The organism is Thioclava sp. NG1, assembly GCF_003122275.1.
Classification (GTDB): Bacteria; Pseudomonadota; Alphaproteobacteria; order Rhodobacterales; family Rhodobacteraceae; genus Thioclava; species Thioclava nitratireducens.
On record NZ_QFBB01000003.1, the window covers coordinates 292,791 to 318,654 of the forward strand.

A 25,864-nucleotide genomic window follows, 5' to 3' on the forward strand; every position below is an offset into this window, starting at 1 on the left:
GGTCTTGGGCGGAAACGGTTCGGCACACCCCATGCCGCCCGAGACCGCCAACGTTACAGGGACGGCGCGCGCCCCCTTCTTGGCGACGCACCGGCTGGGTCGGTTCGTGCTTAAGTTCTGTTGTGCACTCTTGTCCGAAATGCGGCAGAGATTATGGCAGAGCGACCATAATTGCCGTTCGGGGCAGCGCGCAGCGCATTTCCCCGATCACGATTTTTCGCCTGTTTTCTTTGCTTTGCTGGGTCGATGCGAAATAGGTGACGCAGGGGAAGTCTCGTTTCGGCCCTATTTCCCTGCGTATTCACGAATTTGTGAGCGTTTCCGGTTATCGCGAGTTACCGCAGGTTTTCCGTGGATTGTTTACACGTAATCCGTCTATCGCGCACCGTCATCAAAGCTTCACTTGATCCGACTCTCTTATTTCGTAAAACCTCGAAATATGGATGAGATGACACCCCAACGGCTCACCGTGCTGGGCCACGCGCAACGCCTAGCGATCTTCCGGCTCTTGATGCGCCGGTATCCCGACCGGCTGCCCGCAGGCGAAATCGGCGCGGCGCTGGGGCTGAAACCCTCCACGCTCTCGGCCTATCTCGCAGCCCTCGCCGAAGTCGGGCTGATCGGTCAGACGCGGGCCGGCACTTCGCTGCGCTACGGGATCGAGATGGAGACCGTGCGCAACCTCTTCGACGCGCTTCTGATCGACTGCTGTCAGGGACGCCCCGATATCTGCTCTCCCCTCACGCAACCCGATCCCAGCGGAGACAGCCGCATGACGCAATCTGCAACGGGCCGAAAATTCAACGTGCTTTTCATCTGCACCGGCAATTCGGCGCGCTCCATCCTTGCCGAGACGATCCTGCGAGACCGGGCGGGCGACCGGTTCAAAGCCTATTCAGCGGGCACGAAACCCTATTCAGAGCTGAACCCTTTCGCGGTGCAGGTGCTGCGCGACAAGGGCCATGACGTGGAGCCGCTGCGCGCGAAGAACATCTCCGAGTTTCACGGAGAGGACGCGCCGGTACTCGATTTCGTCTTCACTGTCTGCGATCTCGCCGCCAACGAGGAATGCCCGCCCTGGCCCGGCCAGCCGATCAGCGGCCATTGGGGGATGCCCGACCCGGTAAAGGCGACCGGCACCGAGGCCGAACGCGCGCTGGCGTTCCAGCAGGCCTATGGCGCGCTTCACCGCCGGATCGAGGCCTTCGCCGCCCTGCCGCTTACCACGCTCGACCGCATCGCGCTGCAATCCGCCGTCGATGACATTGGCCGTAACTGAAGGACTCACCATGACCACCTACGCCCTCAATGGCCTCGGCCGCATCGGAAAACTCGCCTTGAAGCCGCTTCTGGAGTGCGGTGCGAAGATCGCATGGATCAACGACGCGGTGGGCGATGCGGCGATGCAAGCGCATCTGCTGGAATTCGACTCCGTTCATGGCCGCTGGGACGCGGAGTTTTCGAGCGACGCGAACAGCGTCACCATCGACGGCACCCGCCTGCCCTTCATCGGCACGCGCAACATCGAGGACCTGCCGCTGGACGGGGTCGACGTGGTGATCGACTGCACCGGCGTCTTCAAATCCGAAGCCGCGCTCGCCCCCTATTTCGCAGCCGGCGTGAAGAAGGTCGTTGTCTCGGCCCCGGTGAAGGACGGCCCGACCGCGAATATCGTCTATGGCGTGAACAATGACGCCTACGATCCGGCTGCGCATAGCATCGTGACGGCGGCCAGCTGCACCACCAATTGCCTCGCCCCAGTGGTGAAGGTGATCCACGAGAACCTGGGGATCAAGCACGGGTCGATCACCACGATCCATGACGTGACCAACACCCAGACCATCGTTGATCGCCCCGCGAAGGACCTGCGTCGCGCGCGTTCGGCGCTCAATTCGCTGATCCCGACCACGACCGGCTCGGCCACCGCGATCACGCTGATCTACCCCGAGCTGAAGGGCCGCCTGAACGGCCATGCGGTGCGCGTCCCGCTTCTGAACGCATCGCTCACCGATTGCGTCTTCGAGGTCGAGCGCGAAACGACAGCCGAAGAGGTCAACGCGCTTTTCAAAGCCGCCGCTGAGGGCGAGCTGCACGGCATCCTCGGCTACGAGACGCGCCCGCTGGTGTCGTCTGATTACACCAACGACATCCGCTCCTCGATCATCGACGCGCCCTCGACGATGGTCGTGAACGGCACGCAGGTGAAGGTCTATGCGTGGTATGACAACGAGATGGGCTATGCCTACCGGCTCGCCGATGTCGCACTGATGGTGGGAGCCTCGCTGTGACCGACCACCCCGCCAGCCGCCCCGAAGGCTTCTCCGCCTATATCGCGGTGACGGCGGCCTATTGGGCCTTCATGCTCACCGATGGCGCGCTCCGGATGCTGGTGCTGCTGCATTTCCACACGCTCGGCTTCTCGCCGGTGCAGCTGGCTTACCTGTTCATCCTGTATGAAGTCGCGGGGATGGTCACGAACCTCTCGGCGGGCTGGATCGCGGCGCGGTTCGGGCTGGTTTCGACGCTCTATGCGGGGCTGTCGCTGCAGGTCGTGGCGCTGATCGCACTGGCGCAACTGAACCCGGGTTGGGCGATTGGCGCCTCCGTCACGTATGTGATGATCGTGCAGGGCCTCAGCGGGGTCGCGAAGGACCTTGCCAAGATGTCCTCGAAATCGGCGGTGAAGCTGCTGGCGCCCACCGGCGAGGGCGGGCTCTTCAAATGGGTCGCGGTGCTGACCGGGTCGAAGAACGCGGTGAAGGGCGTGGGCTTCCTGCTGGGCGCGGCGCTGCTGGCGGCGCTCGGCTTCGATTACGCGGTGGTCGCGATGGCGGTGGTGCTGGCGCTGATCCTCGCCGCAATCGTCGTGGCGATGCCGCCGGGCCTGCCGCGCGGGCGCAAGGGCGCGAAATTCTCCGAGGTTTTCTCGAAATCGGCCAATGTGAACTGGCTCTCCGCGGCGCGGGTTTTCCTGTTCGGCGCGCGCGACGTCTGGTTCGTCGTCGGCGTCCCGATCTATTTCTACGCGGTTCTGTCGGACGGGACAGACGCGGGCGACCGCGCGGCCTTCTTCCTCGTGGGCACCTTCATGGCGCTCTGGATCATCCTCTACGGCGCGGTGCAGGCCGCCGCCCCGCGCATCCTGAAGGCCAAATCCCGCCCCGAAAGCGCACTGATCGGGGCCGCGCGGCACTGGGCGCTGGCGCTGCTTGCCGTGCCTGCGCTCCTCAGCGCCGCCGTGCTGATCGACCCGACGCCGTCGCTGTGGCTCAGCACCGTGCTGGTCGTGGGTCTGCTCGTCTTCGGCGCGATCTTCGCGGTGAATTCCTCGCTCCACTCCTATCTCATCCTCGCCTTCACGCAGGCCGAGCGGGTGACGATGGATGTGGGCTTCTACTACATGGCCAATGCGGGCGGGCGGCTGGTCGGCACGCTGCTGTCGGGGCTGAGCTACCAGATGGGTGGGCTGCCCGCCGTGATGATCACCGCGACGGGGATGGTGGCCTTCAGCGCGCTGGCGGCGGGGCGGCTCTCAGCACAAAGCCCCGCATAAGCCCGTGAGCGGAGATGGACATTCCCGGCTCTCCGCGCTTTTCTGAGCGGCGGAGGAAAGCGGCCCCCGCGCCGCTTGCAAAATGGGAGGAGAGTCGGTGCTGTCACGCGGCAAGGATTACGCGGCCACGCGGGCTGCGTTTCGATGGGACATACCCGAGCGCTACAATATCGGCGTCGACACCTGCGACAAATGGGCCGCGCGCGAACCTGACCGCGTCGCGCTGATCGAGGTCGAAGAGGATGGCTACGGAGCAGTGCGCGAGACCACCTTTGGCGCGTTGCGCGCGGCGTCGAACCGCTTCGCCAATGTGCTGGCCGGGCTTGGCGTGGGCGGCGATGGGCGCGAGACCGGCGACCGGGTGGCGATCCTGCTGCCGCAACGCCGCGAGACCGCCATCGCCCATATCGCGGCCTTCAAGGCGGGCTGCGTCTCGCTGCCGTTGTTTACCTTGTTCGGCCCCGAGGCGCTGCTGCACCGGCTGCGCGACAGCGGCGCGCGGGTGCTGGTGACCGACCCGGCGAGTTACGAGGTGATCGCCGCAATCCGCTCCGAGCTGCCCGATCTGGAGACGGTTTTCGTCACCGATGGCGGCGGGACGCAACCGGAAGGCGCCGCGGATTTCGACGCCGCTCTCGCCGAGGCTTCGCCCAAGTTCACCCCCGTCGATACCAGCGCCGAGACCCCCGGCGTGCTGATCTACACCTCGGGCACGACGGGCAATCCGAAAGGCGCGCTCCATGCCCATCGGGTGCTGCTGGGCCACCTGCCCGGCGTCGAGATGAGCCATGATTTCCTGCCGCAGGCGGGCGACCGCATCTGGACGCCCGCCGATTGGGCGTGGATCGGCGGGCTCTTGGACGTGCTGCTCCCGGCGCTGCATCACGGTGTGCCGGTCGTGGCTTGCCGCTTCCGCAAGTTCTCGGCGCAGGCAGCGGCCGATCTGATCCGGCGTCTGGGCGTGCGCAACGCTTTCTTGCCGCCCACCGCGCTGAAGATGATGAAAGCCGACCCGGAGAGCCTGTCTTGGAGCCTCAATATGCGCTCAGTCGCCTCGGGGGGCGAGCCGCTGGGCGCGCAACTCCTCGACTGGGGGCGCAAGGCGCTTGGCGTCACGATCAACGAATTCTACGGCCAGACGGAGTGCAACATGGTGGTCTCGTCCGCCACGAGCCTTGATGCGCCCGAACCGGGTGCTATGGGCTGGCCGGTGCCGGGCCACGAGGTCGCGATCGTCGACAGCCAGACGGGTCAGATCCTGCCCGATGGCGAGGAAGGCGCGATCGCGGTGCGCGCGCCCGACCCGGTGATGTTTCTCGGCTATTTCAATCAGCCCGAGGCGACAGAGGCGAAATTCGTGACCGGCCTCGACGGGCGCTGGCTGCTGACCGGCGACCGGGGCGTCAGCGGCGCAGACGGCAGGCTGCGCTTCATCGGGCGCGACGACGACATCATCTCGACCGGCGGCTACCGTGTCGGCCCCGCCGAAATCGAGGATTGCCTGATCTCGCATCCGGCGGTGCAGATGGCGGGCGTCGTGGGGCAGCCCGATCCGCTGCGCGGCGAGATCGTCGCGGCCTTCGTCACGCTCTGCCCCGGCCATGCCGATACCGAGGCGCTGCGCGACGACCTTGCCGCCCATGTCCGCGCACGGCTCGCGAAATACGAATACCCCCGCGCGATCTACGTGATCGACGACATGCCCGTGACCACCACCGGCAAGATCATCCGCAACGCGCTACGCGCCCGCCTACCCAAGGAGCCCGCCCAATGAGCCCCGTCCTGTTCGAGACCCGCGGCAAGATCGCGATCATCACCCTCAACCGCCCCGAACGGCGCAACGCGATCAATGCCGAAGCTGGCCAGGCCCTGGCCGAGGCCGTGGCCCGTCTGGAAGCGGATGACGCACTGCAGATCGGCATCCTGCGCGGCGAAGGCGCGGTGTTCTGCGCGGGCATGGACCTCGCCGCTTTCACCGAAGGTAAGGTCGAGGAGTTACTATTTGCTGAAGGCGGTTTCGGCGGCCTGACCCAATCTCACCGCAGCAAGCCGATCATCGCCGCCTGTCACGGCGCGGCGCTCGCAGGCGGGTTCGAACTCGCCTTGGGCTGCGACATGATCGTGGCGGAAGACGGCTGCCGCTTCGGCCTGCCAGAAGTGCTGCGCGGTCTGGTTGCGGGCGCGGGCGGCGCGTTGCGGCTGGCGAGCCTCATCCCCCCGGCCCGGGCGCGCGAATTGCTGCTGACGGGGCGGCTTTTCGACACGGCGGAGGCGTGGGAGCTGGGCCTGATCGCCCGCCGCGCCGAGGCCGGGCAGGCATTTGACGCGGCGCTGGTGCTGGCCGAGGAGGTCGCGAAGAACGCGCCCTTGGCCCTGCGCGAAACCCTGCGGCTGTCGCGCGAGATCGAGCGCCGCGCGGTCGACCCTCTCTGGGAGGAGAACGCGCGGACCCTGAAGGCCGTGATGGAGAGCGAGGACGCCGCCGAAGGCGCGCGAGCCTTCCTCGAGAAACGCGCGCCGGAGTGGTCCGGGAGATAAGGGCCGCACCCGAGCCTTGGGGTGAGCCGCGTCTCGGAAGGCTGCCAGTGGAAGGCTTCAGCGGCGAACGCGCCGCGCGTCGCGGCGCAGGGGGCGCCCTCCCGGGCGGAGGATCGGCGCGGCCCGGGGCTGGTCGCCCCGTGCCAAAATCAGACCTGAGAGCGTTTCAAAAATGAAAAGGCCCGAGGCGCATCGCCCCCGGGCCCATTTCTTAACTCCAAGCCGCCCCTGAGGCGCCCGGCACTTATTTCTCCGCCGCAGCCAAGAACGCCTTTCGGCGTTCGACCCGCTCGCGGATCTTTTCGACATCAGCGATCGGCGTCGCGGCCAGCAGCGTCTTGGTATATTCGTGCTGCGGATTGGCGAAGATCTGATCGCGCGAGGCGTATTCCACCACCTCGCCCGCATTCATCACCATCACCTCATCCGCGAAATAGCGCACGACCGAGAGATCGTGGCTCACGAAAATATAGGACAGGTCGAACTCGTCCTGCAGGTCTTTGAGCAGGTTCAGCACCTGCGCCTGCACCGACAGATCGAGCGCCGAGACCGGTTCGTCCAGCACGAGGATCTGCGGGTTCAGCATCAGCGCGCGCGCAATCGCGATCCGCTGGCGCTGGCCGCCCGAGAACATATGCGGGTAGCGGTTGTAGTGCTGCCGCTCGAGCCCGACCTTCTCCAGCATCTCCTCGGCGCGTTTGCGGCGCTCCTTGGCGGGGATGTCGGTATTGATGATCAGCGGCTCGGTCAGCACCTCGCCCACCTTCTGGCGCGGGTTGAGCGACGAATAGGGGTTCTGGAAGACGATCTGAACCTTGGCGCGCAGTTCGGACGTCACCTTGGTTTCCTTGATGTCGATCTTCTCGCCCTGGATATACAGATCGCCCGAATTGGCCGGGTCGATCAGCGTCAGGATGCGCGCCAGCGTGGACTTGCCGCAGCCGGATTCGCCGACGATGGCCAGCGTTTTGCCCTGCTCGAGCGAGAACGAGATGCCATGCAACGCCCGGATCGTCTTCGCCCCGCGCAGGAACCCGCCCGAGACGATGTAGTCGCGCGTGATGTCGCGCCCTTCGAGGATCACACTCATTGCACGCCCTCCCAGCCATCGGCGACGGTCAGCAGACGGTCCCCGGTCGCGTTCTCCGGCAGCGCCGCCAGAAGCGCGCGCGTATAGGGATGCTGCGGGTTCTCGAAGAGTGAGAGCACGTCGGCCTCCTCCAGTTTGCGGCCCTTGAACTGGACCGAGACGCGGTCGGCGGTCTCGGCCACGACGCCCATGTCATGGGTGATCATGATCAGCCCCATGCCGTATTCTTCCTGCAGGCTCATCAGCAGATCGAGGATCTGCTTCTGGATCGTCACGTCGAGCGCGGTCGTCGGCTCGTCGGCGATCAGCAGGCGCGGCTTGCAGGCGATGGCCATCGCGATCATCACGCGCTGGCACTGCCCGCCCGAGAGCTGGTGCGGATAGCTGTTCAGCCGCCGCTCGGGATCGGGGATGCCGACCTGTTCGAACAGCTCCAGCGCGCGTTTGCGGGCATCCTTGCCCTTCAGGCCAAGATGACGCGTCAGCACTTCCTCGACCTGGAAACCACAGGTGAAGGAGGGGTTGAGCGAGGAGATCGGCTCTTGGAAGATCATCGAGATTTCCTTCCCGATGATCTGGCGACGTTCGCGGCCAGACATTTTCAGCATGTCGCGCCCGTCATAGGTGATCTCGTCGGCGGTGATCGTCGCGGTGGGCGGCAGAAGTCCCATCACGGCGAGCATAGAGACCGATTTGCCCGAGCCGGATTCGCCCACGATGGCGAGTACTTCGCGGCCGGAGACCTCGACATCGATCCCGTCCACGGCGCGAAACGCGCCCTGAGCGGTGTCGAATTCGACGGTGAGATTGCGGATTTTCAGCAAGGACATTGGCTCAGCTCCGCTTCAGTTTCGGATCGAGCGCGTCACGAAGGCCGTCGCCCATCAGGTTGATCGCCAGCACCGTCACGAGGATCGCGATACCCGGGAAGGTCACGACCCACCATGCGCGCAGGATGAACTCGCGCGCTTCCGACAGCATCGTGCCCCATTCCGGCGTCGGCGGCTGCGCCCCCATGCCGAGGAAGCCGAGCGCCGCCACGTCGAGGATCGCGTTCGAGAAGCTCAGCGTGCCCTGCACGATCAGCGGCGCGAGACAATTCGGCAGCACCGTGCGGAACATCAGGCGCATATGGCCTGCGCCCGCGACCTGTGCGGCCATGACGTAATCACGGTTCTTCTCGGACAGCACCGCGGCCCGCGTCAGGCGTGCGAAATGCGGCTGGTAGACGATGGCGATGGCGATCATCGCATTGATCAGGCCCGGGCCGAGCACCGCCACGAAGACGAGCGCGAGCAGCAGCGACGGGAAGGCGAGGATGATATCCATCACCCGCATGATCACGGTATCGACCCAGCCGCCGAACCAGCCGGCGAGCAGGCCGAGGAGCACGCCCACGGAGAGCGCGAGCAGCACGACCATCACGCCGATGAACAGCGAGAAGCGTGCGCCGAACAGCAGGCGCGAAAGGATGTCGCGCCCGACCGCGTCGGTGCCCATCAGGAACGTCCCGTTCGCGTCATGGGTCAGCGGACCCGCCAGAAGCGCGTCACGGAACTGCGTATCGGGATCGAAGGGCGCGACCAGCGGCGCCGCGATCGCGGCCAGCGCGATCAGCACGAACACCACCAGACCCAGAACGGCCCCACGGTTTTCCTTGAAATAGAACCAGAACTCGGCGAATTGCGCGCGGCGCGTGCCGGCCGGGATATCGGTTTCGATCACTTCGGACATGTCACTCACCTATGCCGGATACGCGGATTGATCAGACCGTAGAGCAGATCCACGATCAGGTTCACGAACATCACGATCAGCGCGATCATCAACAGCCCGCCCTGCACGGAGGGGTAGTCGCGCCGCGAAATCGAGTCGACCATCCATTTGCCGATGCCCGGCCAGGAGAAGATCGTCTCGGTCAGGATCGCGCCCGCCATCAGCATGCCGACCTGAAGGCCGATCGTGGTGATGACCGGGATCATCGCATTGCGCAGCGCGTGGACGCCCACGACGCGGCGCGGCGGCATCCCCTTGGCGCGTGCGGTGCGCACGTAATCCTCGCCCAGCACTTCAAGCATAGCCGAGCGGGTCTGGCGCGCGATCACCGCGAGCGGGATCGTCGCCAGCACGATCGCGGGCAGGATCAGGTGGCTCAGCGCCGAGGTGAGCGCGCCGGACTGCCCCGACATCAGCGCATCCCAGATCATGAAGCCGGTGCCGTTGGGGAAGTAATACATCAGCGAGATGCGCCCCGAGACCGGCGTCCATTGCAGAATGCCGGAGAAGAGGATGATGAGCAGCAGGCCCCACCAGAAGATCGGCATCGAATAGCCCACCAGCGCCGTGCCCATCGTCGCCTGATCGAACCACGAGCCGCGCTTGATTGCAGCCATCACGCCGATCGGAACGCCGATCACCACGGCGAGGAACATCGCGCAGACGCCCAGCTCCAGCGTGGCCGGGAAGAGTGCGAAGAACTCACCGAGCACGGGTTTGTGGGTCACGAGGCTGTCGCCGAGATTGCCATGGGCGAGTTGCCAGATGAACTCGAGATATTGCTGCCAGAGCGGGCGGTCGAAGCCCAGCTGATGCGCCAGCTCGGCATGGCGTTCGGGGCTCAGCCCGCGCTCGCCTGCCATCAGCAGCACGGGATCCCCGGGCAGCACCCGAACGAAGCCGAAGGCCACGATCGTGATGCCGATCAGCGTAGGGATCAGCCAGAGGATCTTGCCGATTATGAAACGTAACATGTCACCGGTCCTGTTTGCGGTTCTCTGCGGAACCTTCGTGGAGCCCCTGCCCGCCGCACCCTGTCGCGCCCGCGGTCATCGGTCTCCGATGTTTGGCCCCTGAAAGTATTGCGAGGCGCCCGGTCTCCCGGACGCCTCAATCAGACGGGTATTCTCAGGATCACTCCGAGATGTCCACCCCATAGAAGTCGTGACCGCCCAGCGGGCTCATCACGTAGCCGGTGACCTTCTTGGACATCGGCATGAACACGGTCGAGTGGGCGATGGTGTCCCACGGCGCCTGTTCCTTGAAGACTTCCTGAGCCTCTTTGTAGAGCTTGGTGCGCTCGGCCTGATCGTTGCTCTGACGTGCCTTGGTGATCAGATCGTCGAATTTCTGATTGCACCAGAAGGCACGGTTCGCACCGCTTTCGGCCGCCGAGCAGCCCAGCAGAACCGCGAGGAAGTTGTCCGGGTCGCCGTTGTCGCCGGTCCAGCCGAGAATCACCGCGCCGTCACGGCTCGGGTCTTTCGACTTCTTCAGGTACTCGCCCCACTCGTAGGAGACGATGTTCGCCTTCACGCCGACCTTGGCGAGATCCGACTGCATCAGCTCCGCGGTGCGGCGCGCGTTCGGCATGTAGGGCCGCTGCACGGGCATCGCCCAGATGTTCATCTCGAGGTCCTTCACGCCGGCATCCTCGAGCATTTTCTTAGCCTGCTCAGGATCGTAGGCGTCGTCCTTGATGTCCTTGTTATAGGACCACATGGTCGGCGGGATCGGGTTCTTGGCAACCTGGCCCGCGCCCTGGAAGACCGCGTCGATGATCGCATCCTTGTTGATCGCCATGTTCAGCGCCTTGCGGACTTCGACCTTGTCGAACGGAGCCTGCGTGGTGTTGTAGGCGAGGTAGGCCACGTTCAGACCGGGCTGCTCGTCGACCTTGATGTTCGAGTCGTCCTTGAGCGCCTGGATGTCGGCCGGCGCCGGGTACGGCATGATCTGGCACTCGCCCGCCTGCAGCTTCTGCATGCGCACCGCCGGATCGGGGGTGATCGCGAAGATCAGGTCGTCGACCGGGGTCTTGCCCTTGAAGTAGTCCGGATTCGCCTTGTAGCGGATCACGGCGTCCTTCTGGTAAGCCACGAAGGAGAACGGGCCGGTGCCGACGGGCACGTTGTTGATGTCGGCCTTGCGGTCTTCGCCGGCGAGCTTGTCGGCATATTCCTTCGACAGGATCGACGCGAAGTCCATCGCGAGGTCGGCGAGGAACGGCGCGTTCGGCTCGGACAGGGTGAACTTCACCGTGTAATCGTCGACTTTCTCGATCGATTTGATAATCGTCGGCATATCCATGCCGGCATAGTATTCATAGGACACGCCCGGCGCGTAAGCGTAATAGGGGTTGTCCTTGTTGCCCTGACGGTCGAACGAGAAAATCACGTCATCGGCGTTGAAATCGCGGCTCGGGGTGAAGCCCTCGACCGAGTGGAATTTCACGCCCTTGCGCAGGTTGAACGTGTAGGTGAGGCCGTCATCCGAGACGTCCCAGCTTTCCGCGAGGCCCGGTTCGATCTCGGTCGTGCCCGGCTTGAATTCGACGAGCTGGTCATAGACGGGGTGCGAAGAGGCGTCGAACGTCGTGCCCGCGGTGTAAGGCGCGGGATCGAAGCCTTCCGGCGACGCTTCCGAGCAGTAAACGAGCGTCTTGGCGCCGGCCCCGCCTGCGGTCATCATCACCGCGGCAGCCCCCGCCAAAAGCATCGAGCGAATGGTCATGGTCTGTCCTTCCTGTTGGTTGGTCTTCTCGTGTGTGCCGCCGCCCCCTCACGGTCGCGCGGACGCGACATCGTGGGACGGTTCAAACACAAACTGGTGAGGAGTAAATCGTGCTTTGATCACGTGGTCAATGAATGCCGTGACGTCGCGGGTCACGAGCGGGTGAAGCTGTCGTGCGTCCGAGGCACGGGGTCACGCCGCAGCGCGCCGTTCACCGCCTCAATCGAGCGGGATCACGTCCACCGCCTGCGCGCTTTGCTGACCGCCCGCCCCGCGCATCGCGCCGCGCAAAGGCGGCACGTCGTCATAGTCGCGGCCATAGCCGACGGTGATGTAATCCTCGCCCGCATATTGATCGTTCGTGGGGTCGAATTCGATCCAACCGGTCTCCGCCCCCGCCCATGCGCGCACCCAGGCATGCATCGCATCCGCGCCTTCCAGACGCGGTTGGCCGGGCGGCGGATAGGTTCGCAGGAAGCCCGAGACGTAGCCCGCAGGGATGCCCACCCCGCGCAGGCAGGAGATCATGATATGGCTGAAATCCTGGCAGACGCCGTGGCGGTTCGCGAATGCCTCCGCCGCGGGCGTGTTGACATCGGTCGCGCCCGCATCGAAGCGCATCTCCCGGTGCAGCGCACGCCCCAATGCCTCGATCGCGCCGCGCGCGGTCTGGCCCGGCTGCAACTGCGCCCGGGCGAAATCGGTCATCGCCTTGGTCGGCGAGGCGCGGCGCGAGGACGCGAGGAAGTGATGCGGCGCGTCGGGCGCGAGGCTGCGAAATTGCGCGATCTCCTGCGCCAGTTCCTCGCGCGGCGACGACAGGTCCAGCCCCGGCTCCGCCAGCCCGCGCTCAATCTTGGCGTTCAGCGTCACTCCGATCTCGGCGACCGGCGCGTGCCAGACCGCCGAGGTCATGCCATTGCCGAAGAAATCGCGCGACTCGTGACGCTCGTCGGGCGGAGGATCGAAGCTGAGCACCCGCGATGTGACGGTTTGCAGCCCCGCGATGTCCGAGGGTAGCACCCGTAGCAGGGTCCGCGCATGATCCGATGGCGCGTTATACCTGTAGACCAACTTCAGCTTCACCTCGTAACGCATCGGATTACCTCAGATATTTCTGCGACACGAGATCGGAGAGCCGGAACAGGTCCGACCGGATCTGCTGTAACATCTGCAGCGTGACCTCCTCGGGCTCGATCACCGAGAGCTGGGTGCGCAGCGGCATGAGCGCGCGCAGCAGATCGCCCGGACGCCCGGCGACCTCCGCACCGGGGAGCTCATCAAGAAGCGCTTTCAAACCATTGATATGGAAAAGAATTGCGCGCGGATTGGCGGCGTCGAGCACCAGCAGGTCCAGCACCGTCTCCAAGTTGGTGCGCACCCGGTAGCGGCGCTGGTGGGTGATGACGCTGTCGGCGACCTCCACCGCCAGATCGAGCGCTCCTTCCGGTGCGTCCTCGGCAGTGAAACGGATCAGCAGCGCGGCCAGCCCGTCAGCGCGCTCCAGCGCCCGCCCGATCGACAGGAAGCGCCAGCCCTCGAAACGATACATGTTCTCGTGCACGAGCCCGGAGAACCCCGTGATCTTGCGCAAAAGCACCCCCATCGCGCGGGCCGCATCGTCGCCGGGGCGCGCGGTATTCACCATCTCCCGCGCGGTCTTCGACAGATCCTTCAGCGCGAGCCAGCCATCGGTCGAGAACCGGTCGCGCACTTTCGACGCGCAGGCCTGCGCCGCATCGAGCCGCTGCAACAGCGCGTCGGGCACCGGTTGCGAGATGTCGAAGCCATGCGCGCCGAGAAATTGCGCAAGCCGTGCAAGCCGCGGGTCTTCCGGGCTGCCTGTCGCGGCGAGGCGCAGGTGATAGGCGCGGATCACCCGGATCGAGTCTTCGCAGCGCTCGATATAGCGGCCGAGCCAGTACAGGTTGTCGGCGGCGCGCGCAGGCAGCGTGCCGGGGATCTTGCGCCGGAAGGTGCCAGTCTGGCGCGGCGCGATGCTCGCCGAGGGCACCGGCTTGTCCGAGACGATCCAGACATCGGCCACCGCGCCGCCTTGCTGCATCGAGAGTGCGGTCGCATCGCCTTCTGGCCCGATCCGGGCATAGCCGCCCTTCATGAACTGCCAGCCCTGCGGCGTGCGCGCGGCAAACACCCGGACCGTCATCGGACAGGGCCGGATCGCGCCGCCGCCCTGCCCGTCGTCATGCCATGCGGGCGTCGTCGACAGCGTCACCGCCTCCTGCCCCACGAGCTTGCCGCCCTCGGCCTCCAGCCAATCCGCGATCGGCGCCTCCGCCCCCGAACGGAACTGCCCGCCCAGCGCGGTCGCGGCATCCAGATCGAACGGGAGATCCACCGCCATCGCGGGGCCGATCATCATGTTGGCCGCATTGGCGCGGACATGGGCGCGCTCTGACGCGCCGCCGCACCACCATGTCGCGATATTGGGCATGGCGAGCGGCTGCCCGGTCAGCACCCGCGAGATCTTCGGCAGGAAAGCCATCAGCGCGCGGGTTTCCAGCACCCCTGCGCCCAGCGCATTGACCATCGCCAGATTGCCTTCGCGCACCGCCTCCATCAAACCGGGCGTGCCGATCTGCGTGGCGGGATCGAACTCCAGCGGATCGACGAAGCCCGCATCCATCCGCCGCCAGAGGGCACCCAGCGGCTGTGGCCCCTCGATCGTGCGGACCATCGCCTCGCCGTTCTGGACCAAGAGATCCTCGCCTTCGAGAAGCGAGAGGCCGAGGTAGCGCGCGATATAGGTATGCTCATAGTAGCTGTCATTGGCCGGGCCCGGCGTCAGGATCGCGGCGCGGCGCATATCGCCATCGGCCCGCCCCGCCAGCGTCTCCAGCGCGGCGCGGAAATCACCGAAGAAGGTGGCGAGCTTGTGGATATGATCGCGCGGGAAGCTCTCGGGGAAGATGCGCCCCGTGGCCATCCGGTTCTCCAGCGCGAAGCCTGCCCCCGAGGGCGCCTGCGTCCGATCCCCCAGCACGAACCACGACCCGTCCGGCGAGCGCCCGATCTCGAAGGCGAGGAAATGCAGGTAGTTCCCCCCCTTGGGCTGCACCCCCACCATCGGGCGCATCCAGTGCTTATTGCCCGCGATGAGTTCCGGCGGCAGGTGTCCGTTGGAGACCAGCGTGCCAGGCCCGTAGAGATCGGCCATCACCGCCTCGAGCAGATCGGCGCGCTGTGCCAGCCCCTCGCAGATACTCGACCATTCGCTTTCATGCAGCACGACGGGAATATGGCTAAGCGGCCATTCGCGTTCGGCCAGAACGTCGTTGGAATATTGCCGGTAATAGACGCCCGCGTCGCGCAGATATTGATTGCCGCGCTCGAACCGCTGGGGGATTTCCCCCGGTTCGAGCTGCAGGAACTTCTCCACGAAGGGCCGCCAGACCCGCCGCATCGCACCGGAGCGTTCGAACAGCTCGTCGGCCACGCCGGGCACAGGCGCATAGCCCGCCAGAAGTGGGTGCTGTTCGAGCGGGCTCGCAGCGTCGGGCGTATCGGGGCTTTGCATCGGGTCTCCGTTAGGCTCGGATCAACTCAGCCCGACAGGACGTCGCAGGTCAAGCGTCAGGGGAAACTCCGGGTGGGGGGTCTCCGGTTCCGGACGATAGGCCCCCGGCGTGTGACCGTGCCCCTCGAAGCGCGCCAATCGGCGGGCTTCCGCCTCGTTGCCGTTCACCGGGAAGGTATCGTAGTTGCGCCCCCCCGGATGGGCCACGTGGTATACGCAGCCCCCGATCGCCCTGCCCGTCCAGTCGTCATAGATGTCGAAGGTCAGCGGCGCATTGACCGGCAGCGTCGGATGCAGCGCCTCTGCAGGTTGCCATGCCTTGAACCGTACCCCGGCGACCGAGACCCCGCTCTCCTGCGTCCGCGCCAGCGGCATGGGGCGACGGTTGCACATCACCCTGTAGCGGTCCTGATGGAGCGAAGTCATTTTCACCTGCAGACGCTCCACCGAGCTGTCGGTATAGCGAACCGTACCGCCAATGGCGCCGGTCTCCCCCAACACATGCCACGGCTCCAGCGCCTGACGGATCTCCAAGTGCACGCCTTCCGCCTCGATCTGACCGCAGAATGGGAAGCGGAACTCCGATTGCGCCTCGAACCATTGCGGATCGAGATCGAAACCGTGGCGGCGCAGATCGGCGAGAAGATCGGTGAAATCCTCCCACAGGTAATGCGGCAACATGAAGCGGTCATGCAGCACCGTACCCCAGCGCACCGGACGCCCCTCTACCGGTGCATTCCAGCACCGCGCGATGATGGCCCGCAACAGAAGCTGCTGGGCCAGCGACATGCGCGGGTCCGGCGGCATCTCGAAGCCGCGAAATTCGACGAGGCCAAGTCGCCCCGTGGGCCCGTCGGGCGAGAACATCTTGTCGATGCAGATCTCGGCGCGGTGGGTGTTCCCGGTGACGTCGGTCAGCATGTTGCGCAGCAGCCGGTCCACCAGCCACGGCGGCGGGACGTTGCCTGCCTCGGGCGGATGGATCTGGCTCAGCGCAATTTCCAGCTCGTAGAGCGTATCGTGCCGCGCCTCGTCGATCCGCGGGGCTTGGCTGGTCGGACCGATGAACAACCCTGAGAACAGGTAGGACAGCGACGGGTGCCGCTGCCAGATCAGGATCAGCGATTTCAGCAGATCGGGGCGACGCAGGAAGGGACTGTCGAGCAGCGTCTCCCCGCCGACAACCACATGGTTGCCGCCCCCCGTGCCGGTATGGCGCCCGTCGATCATGAACTTGTCGGCCCCCAGCCGGGACTGGCGGGCCTCCTCATAGATCGCCTCGGTGGTGGCGACGCAGTCCTCCCAGCTATGAGCGGGATGGATATTCACCTCGATCACCCCGGGATCGGGCGCGACCCGGATCACGTTGAGGCGCGGGTCATGCGGCGGGGCGTAGCCTTCGATATGGATCGGCAGCCCCATCGCCTTGGCGCTTTCCTCGGCGGCGGCGATCAGTTCGAGATAGTCCTCCAGATCCTCGGTCGGCGGCATGAAGACGCACAGCCGCCCGTCGCGCGGCTCGACCGAGATCGCGGTGCGCACGACGCCGTCGATCGTATCCAGATCCTGCTCCACGATGGTCTGGCCCGGCTCGGCCGATTGCGCCTCGGAGACGGGCTGGCTGTGTTCCTCGGTGGGCTTGTCGACCAACCCCTTCGCGACGGCCTTCTCCATCTCGGCATGGAAATCGGGCAAATCGCCTTTGGGCAGCGAGGTATCGGTGACGTAGTGATAGGGATATTGCGCGGGCGGCACATAGGGCAGCGCGCCCAGCGGCAGACGGAACCCGGCAGGGCTGTCCCCGGGGATCAGGAACAGCTTGCCGCGCCGGGTCTTCCACTTCTCCGAGCGCCAGCGATGGCCGGGCTGCGCCTTGGCCTGCCAGCGCTGCACCGGCAGGATGTAGCCCGTGGGCGTCTCCAGCCCGCGATTGAAGACCCGGGCGAAACGGGCGCGATCCTCGGGGTTCTTCAGCTTGCTGTCTTCGGGCGTGACGTTCTCTGGCAGGTTGCCTTCCTTGAGCATCCATTCAGCCGGGTCTTCATAGGCGGGCTGCGCGTGATCGGGCTCGATCCCCAAATGCTCCGCGATGCCGCGCATCAGCGTGCCGGCCTCCTCCGGGCCCGCGCCGGTCTTGTCGCCCTCCTTGGCGATCAGATCTTCGTCGCGCCAGATCGGCTTGCCGTCGCGCCGCCAGTAGAGCGAGAAGGTCCAGCGCGGCAAGCTTTCGCCCGGATACCATTTGCCCTGCCCGTAATGCAGAAAGCCCCCCGGCGCGAAGCGGTCGCGCAGCCGCCGGATCAGCTCATCGGCCAGCGCGCGCTTTTGCGGGCCCACGGCGGCGGTGTTCCACTCGTCGCTCTCGAAATCGTCGATGGAGACGAAGGTCGGCTCTCCCCCCATCGTCAGGCGCACATCGCCCGCCTTCAGGCTTTCATCCACCTCGCGCCCCAACGCATTGAGCCGCTTCCATGCCTCGTCGGAGAACGGCTTGGTGATGCGAGGATGTTCGGCCACCCGGTCCACCGTCATGTCGAAAGCGAAACTCACCTCCGGGCTGCCGACCGAGGAAAAGCCCCCCGAGATCGGGGCGGCGTTGCGGAAATGCGGAGTGGCGGCCAGCGGGATATGGCTCTCCCCGGTCAGAAGGCCCGATGTCGGGTCAAGCCCGATCCAGCCCGCGCCGGGGATGAACACTTCGCACCACGCGTGCAGGTCGGTGAAGTCGTGATCGGTGCCAGACGGCCCGTCGAGCGCCTCCAGATCGGGCTTCAGCTGGATCAGGTAGCCCGAGACGAACCGCGCCGCGAAGCCGAGATGGCGCAGTACCTGAACCAGTAGCCACGAGCTGTCCCGGCACGAGCCCGAGCATTTCTCCAAGGTCTCCTCTGGCGTCTGCACGCCGGGATCCATGCGGATCGTGTAATCGACGACCTTCGAGATATGCGCATTGAGCGCGACGAGGAAATTGACCGTCCCTTTGATCGTGTAGTCGATCTCGCCGATGAACTGCGCCAGACGCGGGCCCTCCGGCTCGGGCGTGCGGTAGATCGACAGATCGTCGCGCAGCTCCTCGGGGTAGTCGAAGGGCCATTCCTCGGCATATTCCTCGGTGAAGAAGTCGAACGGGTTGTAGACGGTCATATCCGCCGTGAGGTCCACTTCGATCTTCAGCTCGGTAACCGGCTCGGGGAAGACGAAGCGCGCAAGCCAGTTGCCATAGGGGTCCTGCTGGTGATTCACGAAATGCCCGCCGGGCGAGACCTTGAGCGAATGCGAGATCACCCGGGTGCGCGAATGCGGCGCGGGACGCAGGCGGATGATCTGCGGGCCGAGCGTCACCGGGCGGTCATATTGGTAATGGGTCAAGTGATAGATGCTGGCATGGATCGCCATAAGTCTCGCTCCCGCAATAGGATGTCGCGTTTCTTCACGATGACGGAGCGAGAGCATCGGTGAAAGGAACAATTTCGAAAAATACGCCCTGCCCCTGCTTATTGCGAAATCGAACGCCCAATAATGAGGCAGGAAGCGCGCCGGCAAATTATTTCCGATTATTTCACTCAGGCATTGACGCCTTCGTGAACCGCCGTTACCTCTTCGCTCACGAAAACGCGAATGGAGACTTCAATGACCCGGACCCTCGCCCTCGCCCTGATGGGCACGGCCCTCGCCACGCCGACGCTTGCGGATGTGAACATCTACTCCCACCGCCAGCCTGAATTGATCCAGCCCGTGCTCGACGCCTTCACCGAAGAGACCGGGATCGCGGTGAACATCGCCTATGTCGAGAAAGGCATGGTCGAGCGTCTCAAAGCCGAGGGCGACCGCTCCCCCGCCGATCTGGTTCTGACCGTCGATATCGCGCGGCTGAGCGAAGTGGTGAATGCCGACGTGACGCAGGCGGTCGAGGCCCCGGCGCTGCAAGACGCGATCCCCGCCGAATTCCGCGATCCGGAGAACCACTGGTTCGGCCTGACCTCGCGGGCGCGCATCGTCTATGCCTCGAAAGAGCGCGTGGCCGATGGCGAGGTTACGACCTATGAAGACCTCGCCTCCGAGAAATGGAAGGGCCGCATCTGCACCCGCTCCTTCACCTCGGATTACAACGTCGCGCTGACCTCCGCCTATCTCGCCCATCACGGCGAAGAGGCGACCAAGGAATGGCTCGAAGGGCTGAAAGCGAACCTCGCCAAGACGCCCGAAGGCAATGACCGCAGCCAGGTGAAATCGATCTGGGCGGGCGAATGCGACATTTCGCTGGGCAATACCTATTACATGGGCCAGATGCTCGCCGATCCCGAGCAGGCGCAATGGGCCAATTCCGTGCGCATCACCTTCCCGGTCTTCGAGGAAGGCGGCACGCATATGAACGTCTCGGGCATGGCGATGACCAAATCTGCGCCGAACCGCGAAGACGCGCTCAAGCTGATGGAATTCCTCGTCTCCGATGAAGCGCAGGAAATCTACGCTCAGACCAACCACGAATTCCCGATCAAGCCGGGCGTTGCGCGGTCCGAGCTGGTGCAAAGCTGGGGCGAGTTCACGCCCGATACGCTGGACCTCGCGAAGCTGGCAGAACTGCGCCCGACCGCGCTGAAGCTGATCGACGAGGTCGATCTCGACGGCTGATCGCAGGCGTGCCTCCGAAAAGAGAAAGCGGCGTCCAGAAGGCGCCGCTTTTTTCATTCTCGCAAAGGAGCGAACCGAACCGTTTACTGGGCGGCGATCTGCAACGCTTCGTCGGGGCCGATGCGCACGCCGTCGATGGCAGCCATCTGCTCCAGATCCTGCTCGTAGCGGCGCTGCAGCGAGACCCGGTCGAGCGCGTCGAACTCCGCAATCGGCGTGCCCTGCGGCTGATGCTCGTGGAACCGCGCCAGACGGCGTTTCTGCTTCGGCCCGATCACGACGCCCGAATGATGCAGACGCTGCATCATCGCAATCACCGTATCGGAATGGTTGGGTTCGGCATCGGGCGCGGGCTCGAGCGACGCGCCCGGCACCAGCGCCGCCAGCGCCTCGCCGATCTGCGAGCCATGCGGCAAGACGATGATCTCGCGGGGATCGAGCCCCGCCTTCAGATCACGCACCACATCGACCCAGCGACGCGGGCGCGCCATCAGGCGCGGCGTCAGCTCGGCGAAGGGCTTGAGCGGGCGGCGGGCGGCGAGGTCACGCCAGAGCGCCGGGTAATAGTCTTCGTAGCTCGGCGCGTAGAGCACCACGCGACCGACCGTCCCGGCCAGCGCTGCGCGAAACCGCTCGGCCCGTTCCTGGGCTCGGGCGAAGAGGTGATAGAGCCCCGCCGCCGCATCGCCGATCAATTGCGAATCAAGATGGACACGGCCACTGGCTGCTGCTCCGATCACGGCCTGCCCATAGCCTGCGCGGGCCAGAGCGTCCTGTCCGCAGCCAAGCGTGCGGGCCATCCGGCCACTCATCCCCCCCGAAGCGGGCGCTGCAATGAAAACGTGATGCTGGTTCATGTCTGGGTGTCCTTCCCTGCAGCAATTTGTCTAAAGACCGAATGTGGCCAAATGTGGCCGGTGGCTGGAAAGCTTCGGGGCGAACACACGCATAGGTATTGTTGATTTGGTGCGCCTCACCGTCATCCGCCCCCATATCTGGACATCGCCGCGCCGCCGCGCCAAGGTCGCGCGGAACCCACGAAGGAGGCGAACATGGCGCGCAAGATCATCATCGACACCGATCCCGGCCAGGATGACGCGGTGGCGATCCTGCTGGCTCTGGCCAGCCCCGAGCTGGAAGTCCTGGGCATCACCTGCGTCGCCGGAAACGTGCCGCTGCCGCTGACATCCAAGAACGCGCGCGTGGTGTGCGAACTTGCCGGACGCACGGATGTGCCGGTCTATGCGGGCTGCGACCGGCCGCTCGCGCGCGAACTGGTCACGGCGGAATATGTCCACGGCAAGACCGGGCTCGACGGGATCGAACTGCCCGAGCCTCAGATGCCGCTGCAGGACCAGCATGCGGTCGATTTCCTGATCGAGACGCTGCGCGACCATCCCGCAGGCAGCGTCACGCTCTGCCCGCTGGGCCCGCTCACCAATATCGCGACCGCCTTGCGCCGCGCCCCCGATATCGCCGAGAAGATCGCCGAGATCGTGCTGATGGGCGGCGCCTATTTCGAGGTGGGCAACACGACGCCCGCCGCCGAATTCAACATTCATGTCGACCCGCAGGCCGCCGAGATAGTGTTCACATCCGGCGTGCCTCTGGTGGTGATGCCGCTCGACGTGACGCATAAGGCGCTCACCACCCGCGCCCGCGTCGAGGCGTTCCGCAATCTCGGCACCCGCGTCGGCCATGCGGTCGCCAGCTGGACCGATTTCTTCGAGCGCTTCGACATGGCAAAATACGGCTCCGAGGGCGCGCCGCTGCACGACCCATGCGTGATCGCCTATCTGCTCAAGCCCGACCTGTTCACAGGGCGGCATATCAATGTCGAGATCGAAACCACGTCGGAGCTGACCATGGGCATGACCGTCGCCGACTGGTGGCGCGTGACCGACCGGGCGCCGAATGCGATGTTCATGGGCGATCTGGACGCGGAAGGGTTCTACACGCTCCTGACCGAGCGCATCGCGCGCCTGTGACAGCTGGGGGGGGGTGCTGCCCCCGCGCTGACGGCCCTTCGCTTGCGCTTCGGGCGTTCGCCGGGGCGTCCTTCCACTGGAAGGCCGCTGATCCCGCCTCACCCCCGGGGATATTTGGGCCAAGCCGAAAGTGACTGCCTGCGCATGAGAAAGGGGGCCGTAGCCCCCTTGCCCGTCTTACTTGTCTTCCACCGTCGCCTTGACGATGTAATCGGGATCCTCGACCACGCCGTTGCGCGCCGCGTCGCCCTTCTTGATCTTGTCGACCACGTCCATGCCGCTCACGACATGACCCACGACGGTATATTGACCGTCGAGATGGGGCGCGGGGGCGAACATGATGAAGAACTGCGAATTTGCCGAGTTCGGATCGGCGGAGCGGGCCATGCCCACGATGCCGCGCTGAAAGGAGATGTTCGAGAATTCCGCCGGAAGGTCGGGCAGATCGGAGCCGCCCATCCCGGCCATCGAGGTATCTCCGCCCTTCTTGCCGAATTGCACATCGCCCGTCTGGGCCATGAAGCCGTCGATCACGCGGTGGAAGACGACATCGTCGTATTTGCCTTCCTTGGCGAGCTTCATCAGCCGTTCGGCGGCTTTCGGGGCCTTGTCGGTGAGCAGGTCGATCACGACCTTGCCTTCGGTCTGACCGCCGATCTGCAGCACGAGCTTCGGCCCGCCGGTATCCGGCACGCCAGAGCTGTCTTGCGCGAAGGCGGCGGGCGCCGAGACGACGAGACTCGCGGCGGCGGCGAGGACGGTGCGGCGCAGGATATTACGCATCGGCGGCCACCTTCACCGAGATCATCCGGTCGGGGTTCGCCGGCGGCTCGCCGCGCGCGATCTTGTCGACATGCTCCATCCCCGAAATCACGCGGCCATAGACCGTGTATTGACCGTTCAGGAAGTGGTTGTCCTTGAAGTTGATGAAGAACTGCGAATTGGCCGAGTTCGGGTTCTGCGAGCGCGCAGCGCCCAGCGTCCCGCGATCATGCGGCAGCTTCGAGAATTCCGCCGGAAGGTCGGGATATTGCGACCCGCCCGTGCCCGCACGGCCCGGATTGTAGTCCTTTTCCATATTGGCGTTCGCGACATCGCCGGTCTGGGCCATGAAGCCCTCGATCACGCGGTGGAAGGCCACGTTGTCATAGGCGCCGTCGCGGGCGAGCTGCTTCATGCGCTCGGCATGTTTCGGGGCGACGTCGCTGAGCAGCTCGATCACGACCGGCCCGTCCTTGAGCTCGATGATGATCGTGTTCTCGGGATCCTTGATATCGGCCATTGGGTCCTCCGTTGAAATTTGGGCCGACCATAGGAGCGAGGCCCTTGCGCGGCAAGGACAAAGCGCCGCAGTTCGGTCCGCCGTGTTGACGCGACCCATCGCCGCAGGCAAGAAGAACGCAAGCCGCGGGAGCGGGCCACATTCGCGGTGGCCCCCTGCGCAGATTGGGAGAGTGATATCATGGCTTGGAAAACCCTCGACGAGGTCGATCTGGACGGCAAGGTCGTGCTGGTGCGCGTGGATATCAACGTGCCCGTGGAGAACGGAAAAGTGACCGACGCGACGCGGATCGAGAAGATCGTGCCGACCGTGCAGGACATCATGTCGAAGGGCGGCAAGCCGGTGCTGCTGGCGCATTTCGGGCGCCCCAAGGGGCAGGTCGTGCCGGAAATGAGCCTCGAGCCGCTGGTGCCCGCGCTGGAGAAGGCGTTCGGCTTTCCGGTGAAATTCGCCAAGGACTGCATCGGCGGCCCTGCGAAGGAAGCCGTGGGCGCGCTGCAGAAGGGCGAGGTTCTGCTGCTGGAGAACACCCGTTTCCACGCCGGCGAAGAGAAGAACGACCCCATGCTGGCCGCCGAGATGGGCGCGCTTGGCGAGGTCTATGTCAACGACGCCTTCTCGGCCGCGCACCGGGCGCACGCATCGACCGAAGGCATCGCGAAGATCCTGCCCGCCGCGGCCGGTCGCCTGATGGAGGCCGAGCTGAAAGCCCTCGAGGCGGCGCTTGGCGATCCCGAGCGTCCGGTGACGGCAGTCGTGGGCGGGGCGAAGGTCTCGACCAAGCTCGACCTGCTCGGAAATCTGGTGGCGAAGGTCGATCACCTGATCATCGGCGGCGGCATGGCGAACACCTTCCTCGTGGCGCAAGGCATCGACGTCGGCAAATCGCTGGCCGAGCGCGACATGGCCGACACGGCGAAGGAGATCATGGAGAAGGCCAAGGCTGCGGGCTGCAAGATTCACCTGCCCGTCGACGTGGTCGTGGCGCGCGAGTTCAAGGCGGGGGCCGAGAACGAGACCGTGGCCAATGACGCCTGCCCCGCGGATGCGATGATCCTCGATGCCGGACCGAAATCGGTCGAGGAAATCAGTAAGGTCTTCGAGAACTCGCGCACGCTGATCTGGAACGGTCCGCTCGGCGCCTTCGAGATCGCACCCTTCGATGCGGCGACCAATGCGGCGGCGGCGAAAGCGGCCGAGCTGACGCGCGAGGAGAAGCTGATCTCGGTCGCGGGCGGCGGCGACACGGTGGCCGCGCTCAACAAGGCCGGTGCGGCGAAGGATTTCTCCTATATCTCTACCGCTGGCGGTGCCTTCCTCGAATGGATGGAAGGCAAGGTCCTGCCCGGAGTGGCGGCGCTCGACCAGCAAAGCTGAGCCGCGCGCCCTGAAAACGGGCGGGAGACAGGAAAGAGCAAACGGATCGGGCCGGGGCTGCGAAAGCGCCCCGGCCTTGTCTTTTCGCGCAGCGTTTCAAGGCGCGCGAGGGCGGGGCCGGCGAGGACACGCCAAAATGCGCGCCGTTTCGATATGTTAGCGTCACCAGCGTTGCATCGCCCCGGCGCGGAAACTATCCCTTCAGACGACCCTATATCCCGCAGGAGGAATTCCCATGTCCAACGCCAAGCAGACCGAGCAGATGCGCGAGGGCAACGGCTTCATCGCGGCCCTCGACCAGTCGGGCGGCTCCACCCCCAAGGCGCTGCGGCTCTACGGCATCGAGGAAGATGCCTATAACAGCGAAGACGAGATGTTCGACCTGATCCACCAGATGCGCTCGCGGATCATCAAATCCCCCGCCTTCACCGGCGAGAAAGTGGTGGGCGCGATCCTGTTCGAGCAGACGATGGATCGTGACATCGACGGCACCCCCACCGCCACCTATCTTTGGGAAAAGCGCGGTGTGGTGCCCTTCCTGAAGATCGACAAGGGCCTCGAGGCCGAGGAGCACGGCGTGCAGCTGATGAAGCCGATCCCGAACCTCGACGCTCTGCTCGAGCGTGCCGTGAAGGCGGGCATCTTCGGCACCAAGGAGCGCTCGGTGATCTCCGCGGCCAATGTCGGCGGCATCAAGGCGATCGTCGATCAGCAGTTCGAGCTCGGGATGCAGGTGCTCAGCCACGGACTCGTGCCGATCCTCGAGCCGGAAGTGACGATCTCGATCTCCGACAAGGACGAGGCCGAGCAGATGCTGCTGGCCGAGATCCTGAGCCATCTCGACGCGGTGCCCGAGGGCAAGCAGGTGATGCTGAAGCTCTCGCTGCCGACCGAGCCGAACCGCTACAAGCCGCTGGTCGACCACCCGAAGGTGCTGAAGGTCGTGGCGCTCTCGGGCGGCTATTCGCGCGACGAGGCGAACGAGAAGCTGGCCAAGAACACCGGCATGATCGCGTCCTTCTCGCGCGCGCTGACCGAGGGCCTCTCGGCCCAGCAGTCGGACGAGGAATTCAACGCGATGCTGGAAGATGCGATCACCTCGATCCATGCGGCGTCTGTGGCCGGGTAAGATCGGTTACCGATCAAGGGGCTCTGCCCGATTCATAGCTGCCGGTTGGACACCTCCGACGCCGTGTCGGAATGGAGGCAACGGCATGCGCATACCCGCTGCCGCGCCGATGGGATCGGTGGGTAGACGATGAACGCTGAGAGGGCGCGGAACCTACCGCGCCCTCTTTTTCTTCTTACCAGACCTAAGGCGCGGCAGCCCCTTTTCATGCTCGGCGAGCCTCCACGCGGA

General features: G+C 65.2%; 20 protein-coding genes. 9 read left to right on the forward strand and 11 right to left on the reverse strand.

The genetic code is table 11. The features are described from left to right. Positions 1 to 439 precede the first annotated feature (439 nt). The 5 genes from DEM26_RS06970 (at position 440) to DEM26_RS06990 (ending at position 6,091) form a co-directional block, all read left to right on the forward strand. Complete coding sequence (locus tag DEM26_RS06970) at positions 440 to 1,279, forward strand: arsenate reductase/protein-tyrosine-phosphatase family protein (protein WP_109172017.1); 840 nt, start codon at positions 440 to 442, stop codon at positions 1,277 to 1,279. A gap of 10 nt (positions 1,280 to 1,289) precedes the next feature. After that, positions 1,290 to 2,288, forward strand: coding sequence for an ArsJ-associated glyceraldehyde-3-phosphate dehydrogenase (locus DEM26_RS06975; RefSeq protein ID WP_109172018.1), 999 nt, complete (start codon positions 1,290 to 1,292; stop codon positions 2,286 to 2,288). Beyond that, positions 2,285 to 3,553 (forward strand): organoarsenical effux MFS transporter ArsJ, encoded by a 1,269-nt coding sequence (gene arsJ / locus DEM26_RS06980; protein WP_109172019.1) that lies wholly within the window; start codon positions 2,285 to 2,287, stop codon positions 3,551 to 3,553. Before DEM26_RS06975 ends, arsJ begins: the two co-directional genes overlap by 4 nt. Positions 3,554 to 3,650: 97 nt before the next feature. Beyond that, positions 3,651 to 5,327, forward strand: a complete 1,677-nt coding sequence (locus DEM26_RS06985) for an AMP-binding protein (protein WP_233243043.1) — start codon at positions 3,651 to 3,653, stop codon at positions 5,325 to 5,327. After that, positions 5,324 to 6,091 carry a crotonase/enoyl-CoA hydratase family protein gene (locus DEM26_RS06990; protein ID WP_109172021.1) on the forward strand — a complete coding sequence of 256 codons (768 nt, stop codon included), beginning with the start codon at positions 5,324 to 5,326 and terminating at the stop codon, positions 6,089 to 6,091. Before DEM26_RS06985 ends, DEM26_RS06990 begins: the two co-directional genes overlap by 4 nt. A 244-nt stretch (positions 6,092 to 6,335) precedes the next feature. Here the strand turns inward: DEM26_RS06990 and DEM26_RS06995 are convergent, their stop codons facing one another. The 8 genes from DEM26_RS06995 to DEM26_RS07030 form a co-directional block, all read right to left on the reverse strand. Continuing rightward, positions 6,336 to 7,181 carry a dipeptide ABC transporter ATP-binding protein gene (locus DEM26_RS06995; protein ID WP_088724400.1) on the reverse strand — a complete coding sequence of 282 codons (846 nt, stop codon included), beginning with the start codon at positions 7,179 to 7,181 and terminating at the stop codon, positions 6,336 to 6,338. After that, positions 7,178 to 8,011: an ABC transporter ATP-binding protein gene (locus DEM26_RS07000; protein WP_075774990.1), complete on the reverse strand. Its 834-nt coding sequence runs from the start codon at positions 8,009 to 8,011 to the stop codon at positions 7,178 to 7,180. The genes DEM26_RS06995 and DEM26_RS07000 overlap by 4 nt, the downstream gene beginning before the upstream one ends. Before the next feature lie 4 nt (positions 8,012 to 8,015). Continuing rightward, a complete protein-coding gene (locus DEM26_RS07005; protein ID WP_075774991.1) occupies positions 8,016 to 8,915 on the reverse strand; it encodes an ABC transporter permease subunit in 900 nt (299 codons plus the stop codon). A gap of 5 nt (positions 8,916 to 8,920) precedes the next feature. Next, entirely contained in the window at positions 8,921 to 9,928 is a 1,008-nt protein-coding gene (locus tag DEM26_RS07010) for an ABC transporter permease subunit (RefSeq protein ID WP_075774992.1), read from the reverse strand. Between the two features lie 160 nt (positions 9,929 to 10,088). Further along, positions 10,089 to 11,687, reverse strand: coding sequence for an ABC transporter substrate-binding protein (locus DEM26_RS07015; RefSeq protein WP_075774993.1), 1,599 nt, complete (start codon positions 11,685 to 11,687; stop codon positions 10,089 to 10,091). Between the two features lie 219 nt (positions 11,688 to 11,906). Continuing rightward, the gene (locus DEM26_RS07020) at positions 11,907 to 12,785 is read right to left on the reverse strand and encodes a transglutaminase family protein (protein WP_109172022.1); all 879 of its coding nucleotides are present in this window, start codon (positions 12,783 to 12,785) and stop codon (positions 11,907 to 11,909) included. A gap of 4 nt (positions 12,786 to 12,789) precedes the next feature. Continuing rightward, entirely contained in the window at positions 12,790 to 15,225 is a 2,436-nt protein-coding gene (locus tag DEM26_RS07025; protein ID WP_109172023.1) for a circularly permuted type 2 ATP-grasp protein, read from the reverse strand. Between the two features lie 21 nt (positions 15,226 to 15,246). Continuing rightward, on the reverse strand, positions 15,247 to 18,621 hold the full coding sequence (locus DEM26_RS07030) for a transglutaminase family protein (RefSeq protein ID WP_109172024.1): 3,375 nt from the start codon (positions 18,619 to 18,621) through the stop codon (positions 15,247 to 15,249). 234 nt (positions 18,622 to 18,855) lie between these two features. On the opposite strand from DEM26_RS07030, the gene DEM26_RS07035 reads away from it, so the two are divergent. Continuing rightward, complete coding sequence (locus DEM26_RS07035) at positions 18,856 to 19,857, forward strand: Fe(3+) ABC transporter substrate-binding protein (protein WP_233243044.1); 1,002 nt, start codon at positions 18,856 to 18,858, stop codon at positions 19,855 to 19,857. Positions 19,858 to 19,940: 83 nt separating this feature from the next. Here the strand turns inward: DEM26_RS07035 and DEM26_RS07040 are convergent, their stop codons facing one another. Beyond that, positions 19,941 to 20,714, reverse strand: a complete 774-nt coding sequence (locus DEM26_RS07040) for a hypothetical protein (RefSeq protein ID WP_088724405.1) — start codon at positions 20,712 to 20,714, stop codon at positions 19,941 to 19,943. Between the two features lie 195 nt (positions 20,715 to 20,909). Here DEM26_RS07040 and DEM26_RS07045 point away from each other — a divergent pair, with 195 nt between their 5' ends. Then, positions 20,910 to 21,845, forward strand: a complete 936-nt coding sequence (locus tag DEM26_RS07045) for a nucleoside hydrolase (RefSeq protein WP_088718486.1) — start codon at positions 20,910 to 20,912, stop codon at positions 21,843 to 21,845. Positions 21,846 to 22,022: 177 nt separating this feature from the next. Here the strand turns inward: DEM26_RS07045 and DEM26_RS07050 are convergent, their stop codons facing one another. Both DEM26_RS07050 and DEM26_RS07055 read right to left on the reverse strand, forming a co-directional pair. Beyond that, on the reverse strand, positions 22,023 to 22,628 hold the full coding sequence (locus tag DEM26_RS07050; RefSeq protein ID WP_075775000.1) for a peptidylprolyl isomerase: 606 nt from the start codon (positions 22,626 to 22,628) through the stop codon (positions 22,023 to 22,025). Next, entirely contained in the window at positions 22,621 to 23,127 is a 507-nt protein-coding gene (locus DEM26_RS07055; protein ID WP_075775001.1) for a peptidylprolyl isomerase, read from the reverse strand. Before DEM26_RS07055 ends, DEM26_RS07050 begins: the two co-directional genes overlap by 8 nt. A 180-nt stretch (positions 23,128 to 23,307) precedes the next feature. Here DEM26_RS07055 and DEM26_RS07060 point away from each other — a divergent pair, with 180 nt between their 5' ends. Then, entirely contained in the window at positions 23,308 to 24,504 is a 1,197-nt protein-coding gene (locus tag DEM26_RS07060; protein WP_075775002.1) for a phosphoglycerate kinase, read from the forward strand. Positions 24,505 to 24,739: 235 nt separating this feature from the next. Further along, on the forward strand, positions 24,740 to 25,633 hold the full coding sequence (locus DEM26_RS07065) for a fructose bisphosphate aldolase (RefSeq protein ID WP_088718484.1): 894 nt from the start codon (positions 24,740 to 24,742) through the stop codon (positions 25,631 to 25,633). Positions 25,634 to 25,864: the final 231 nt, after the last annotated feature.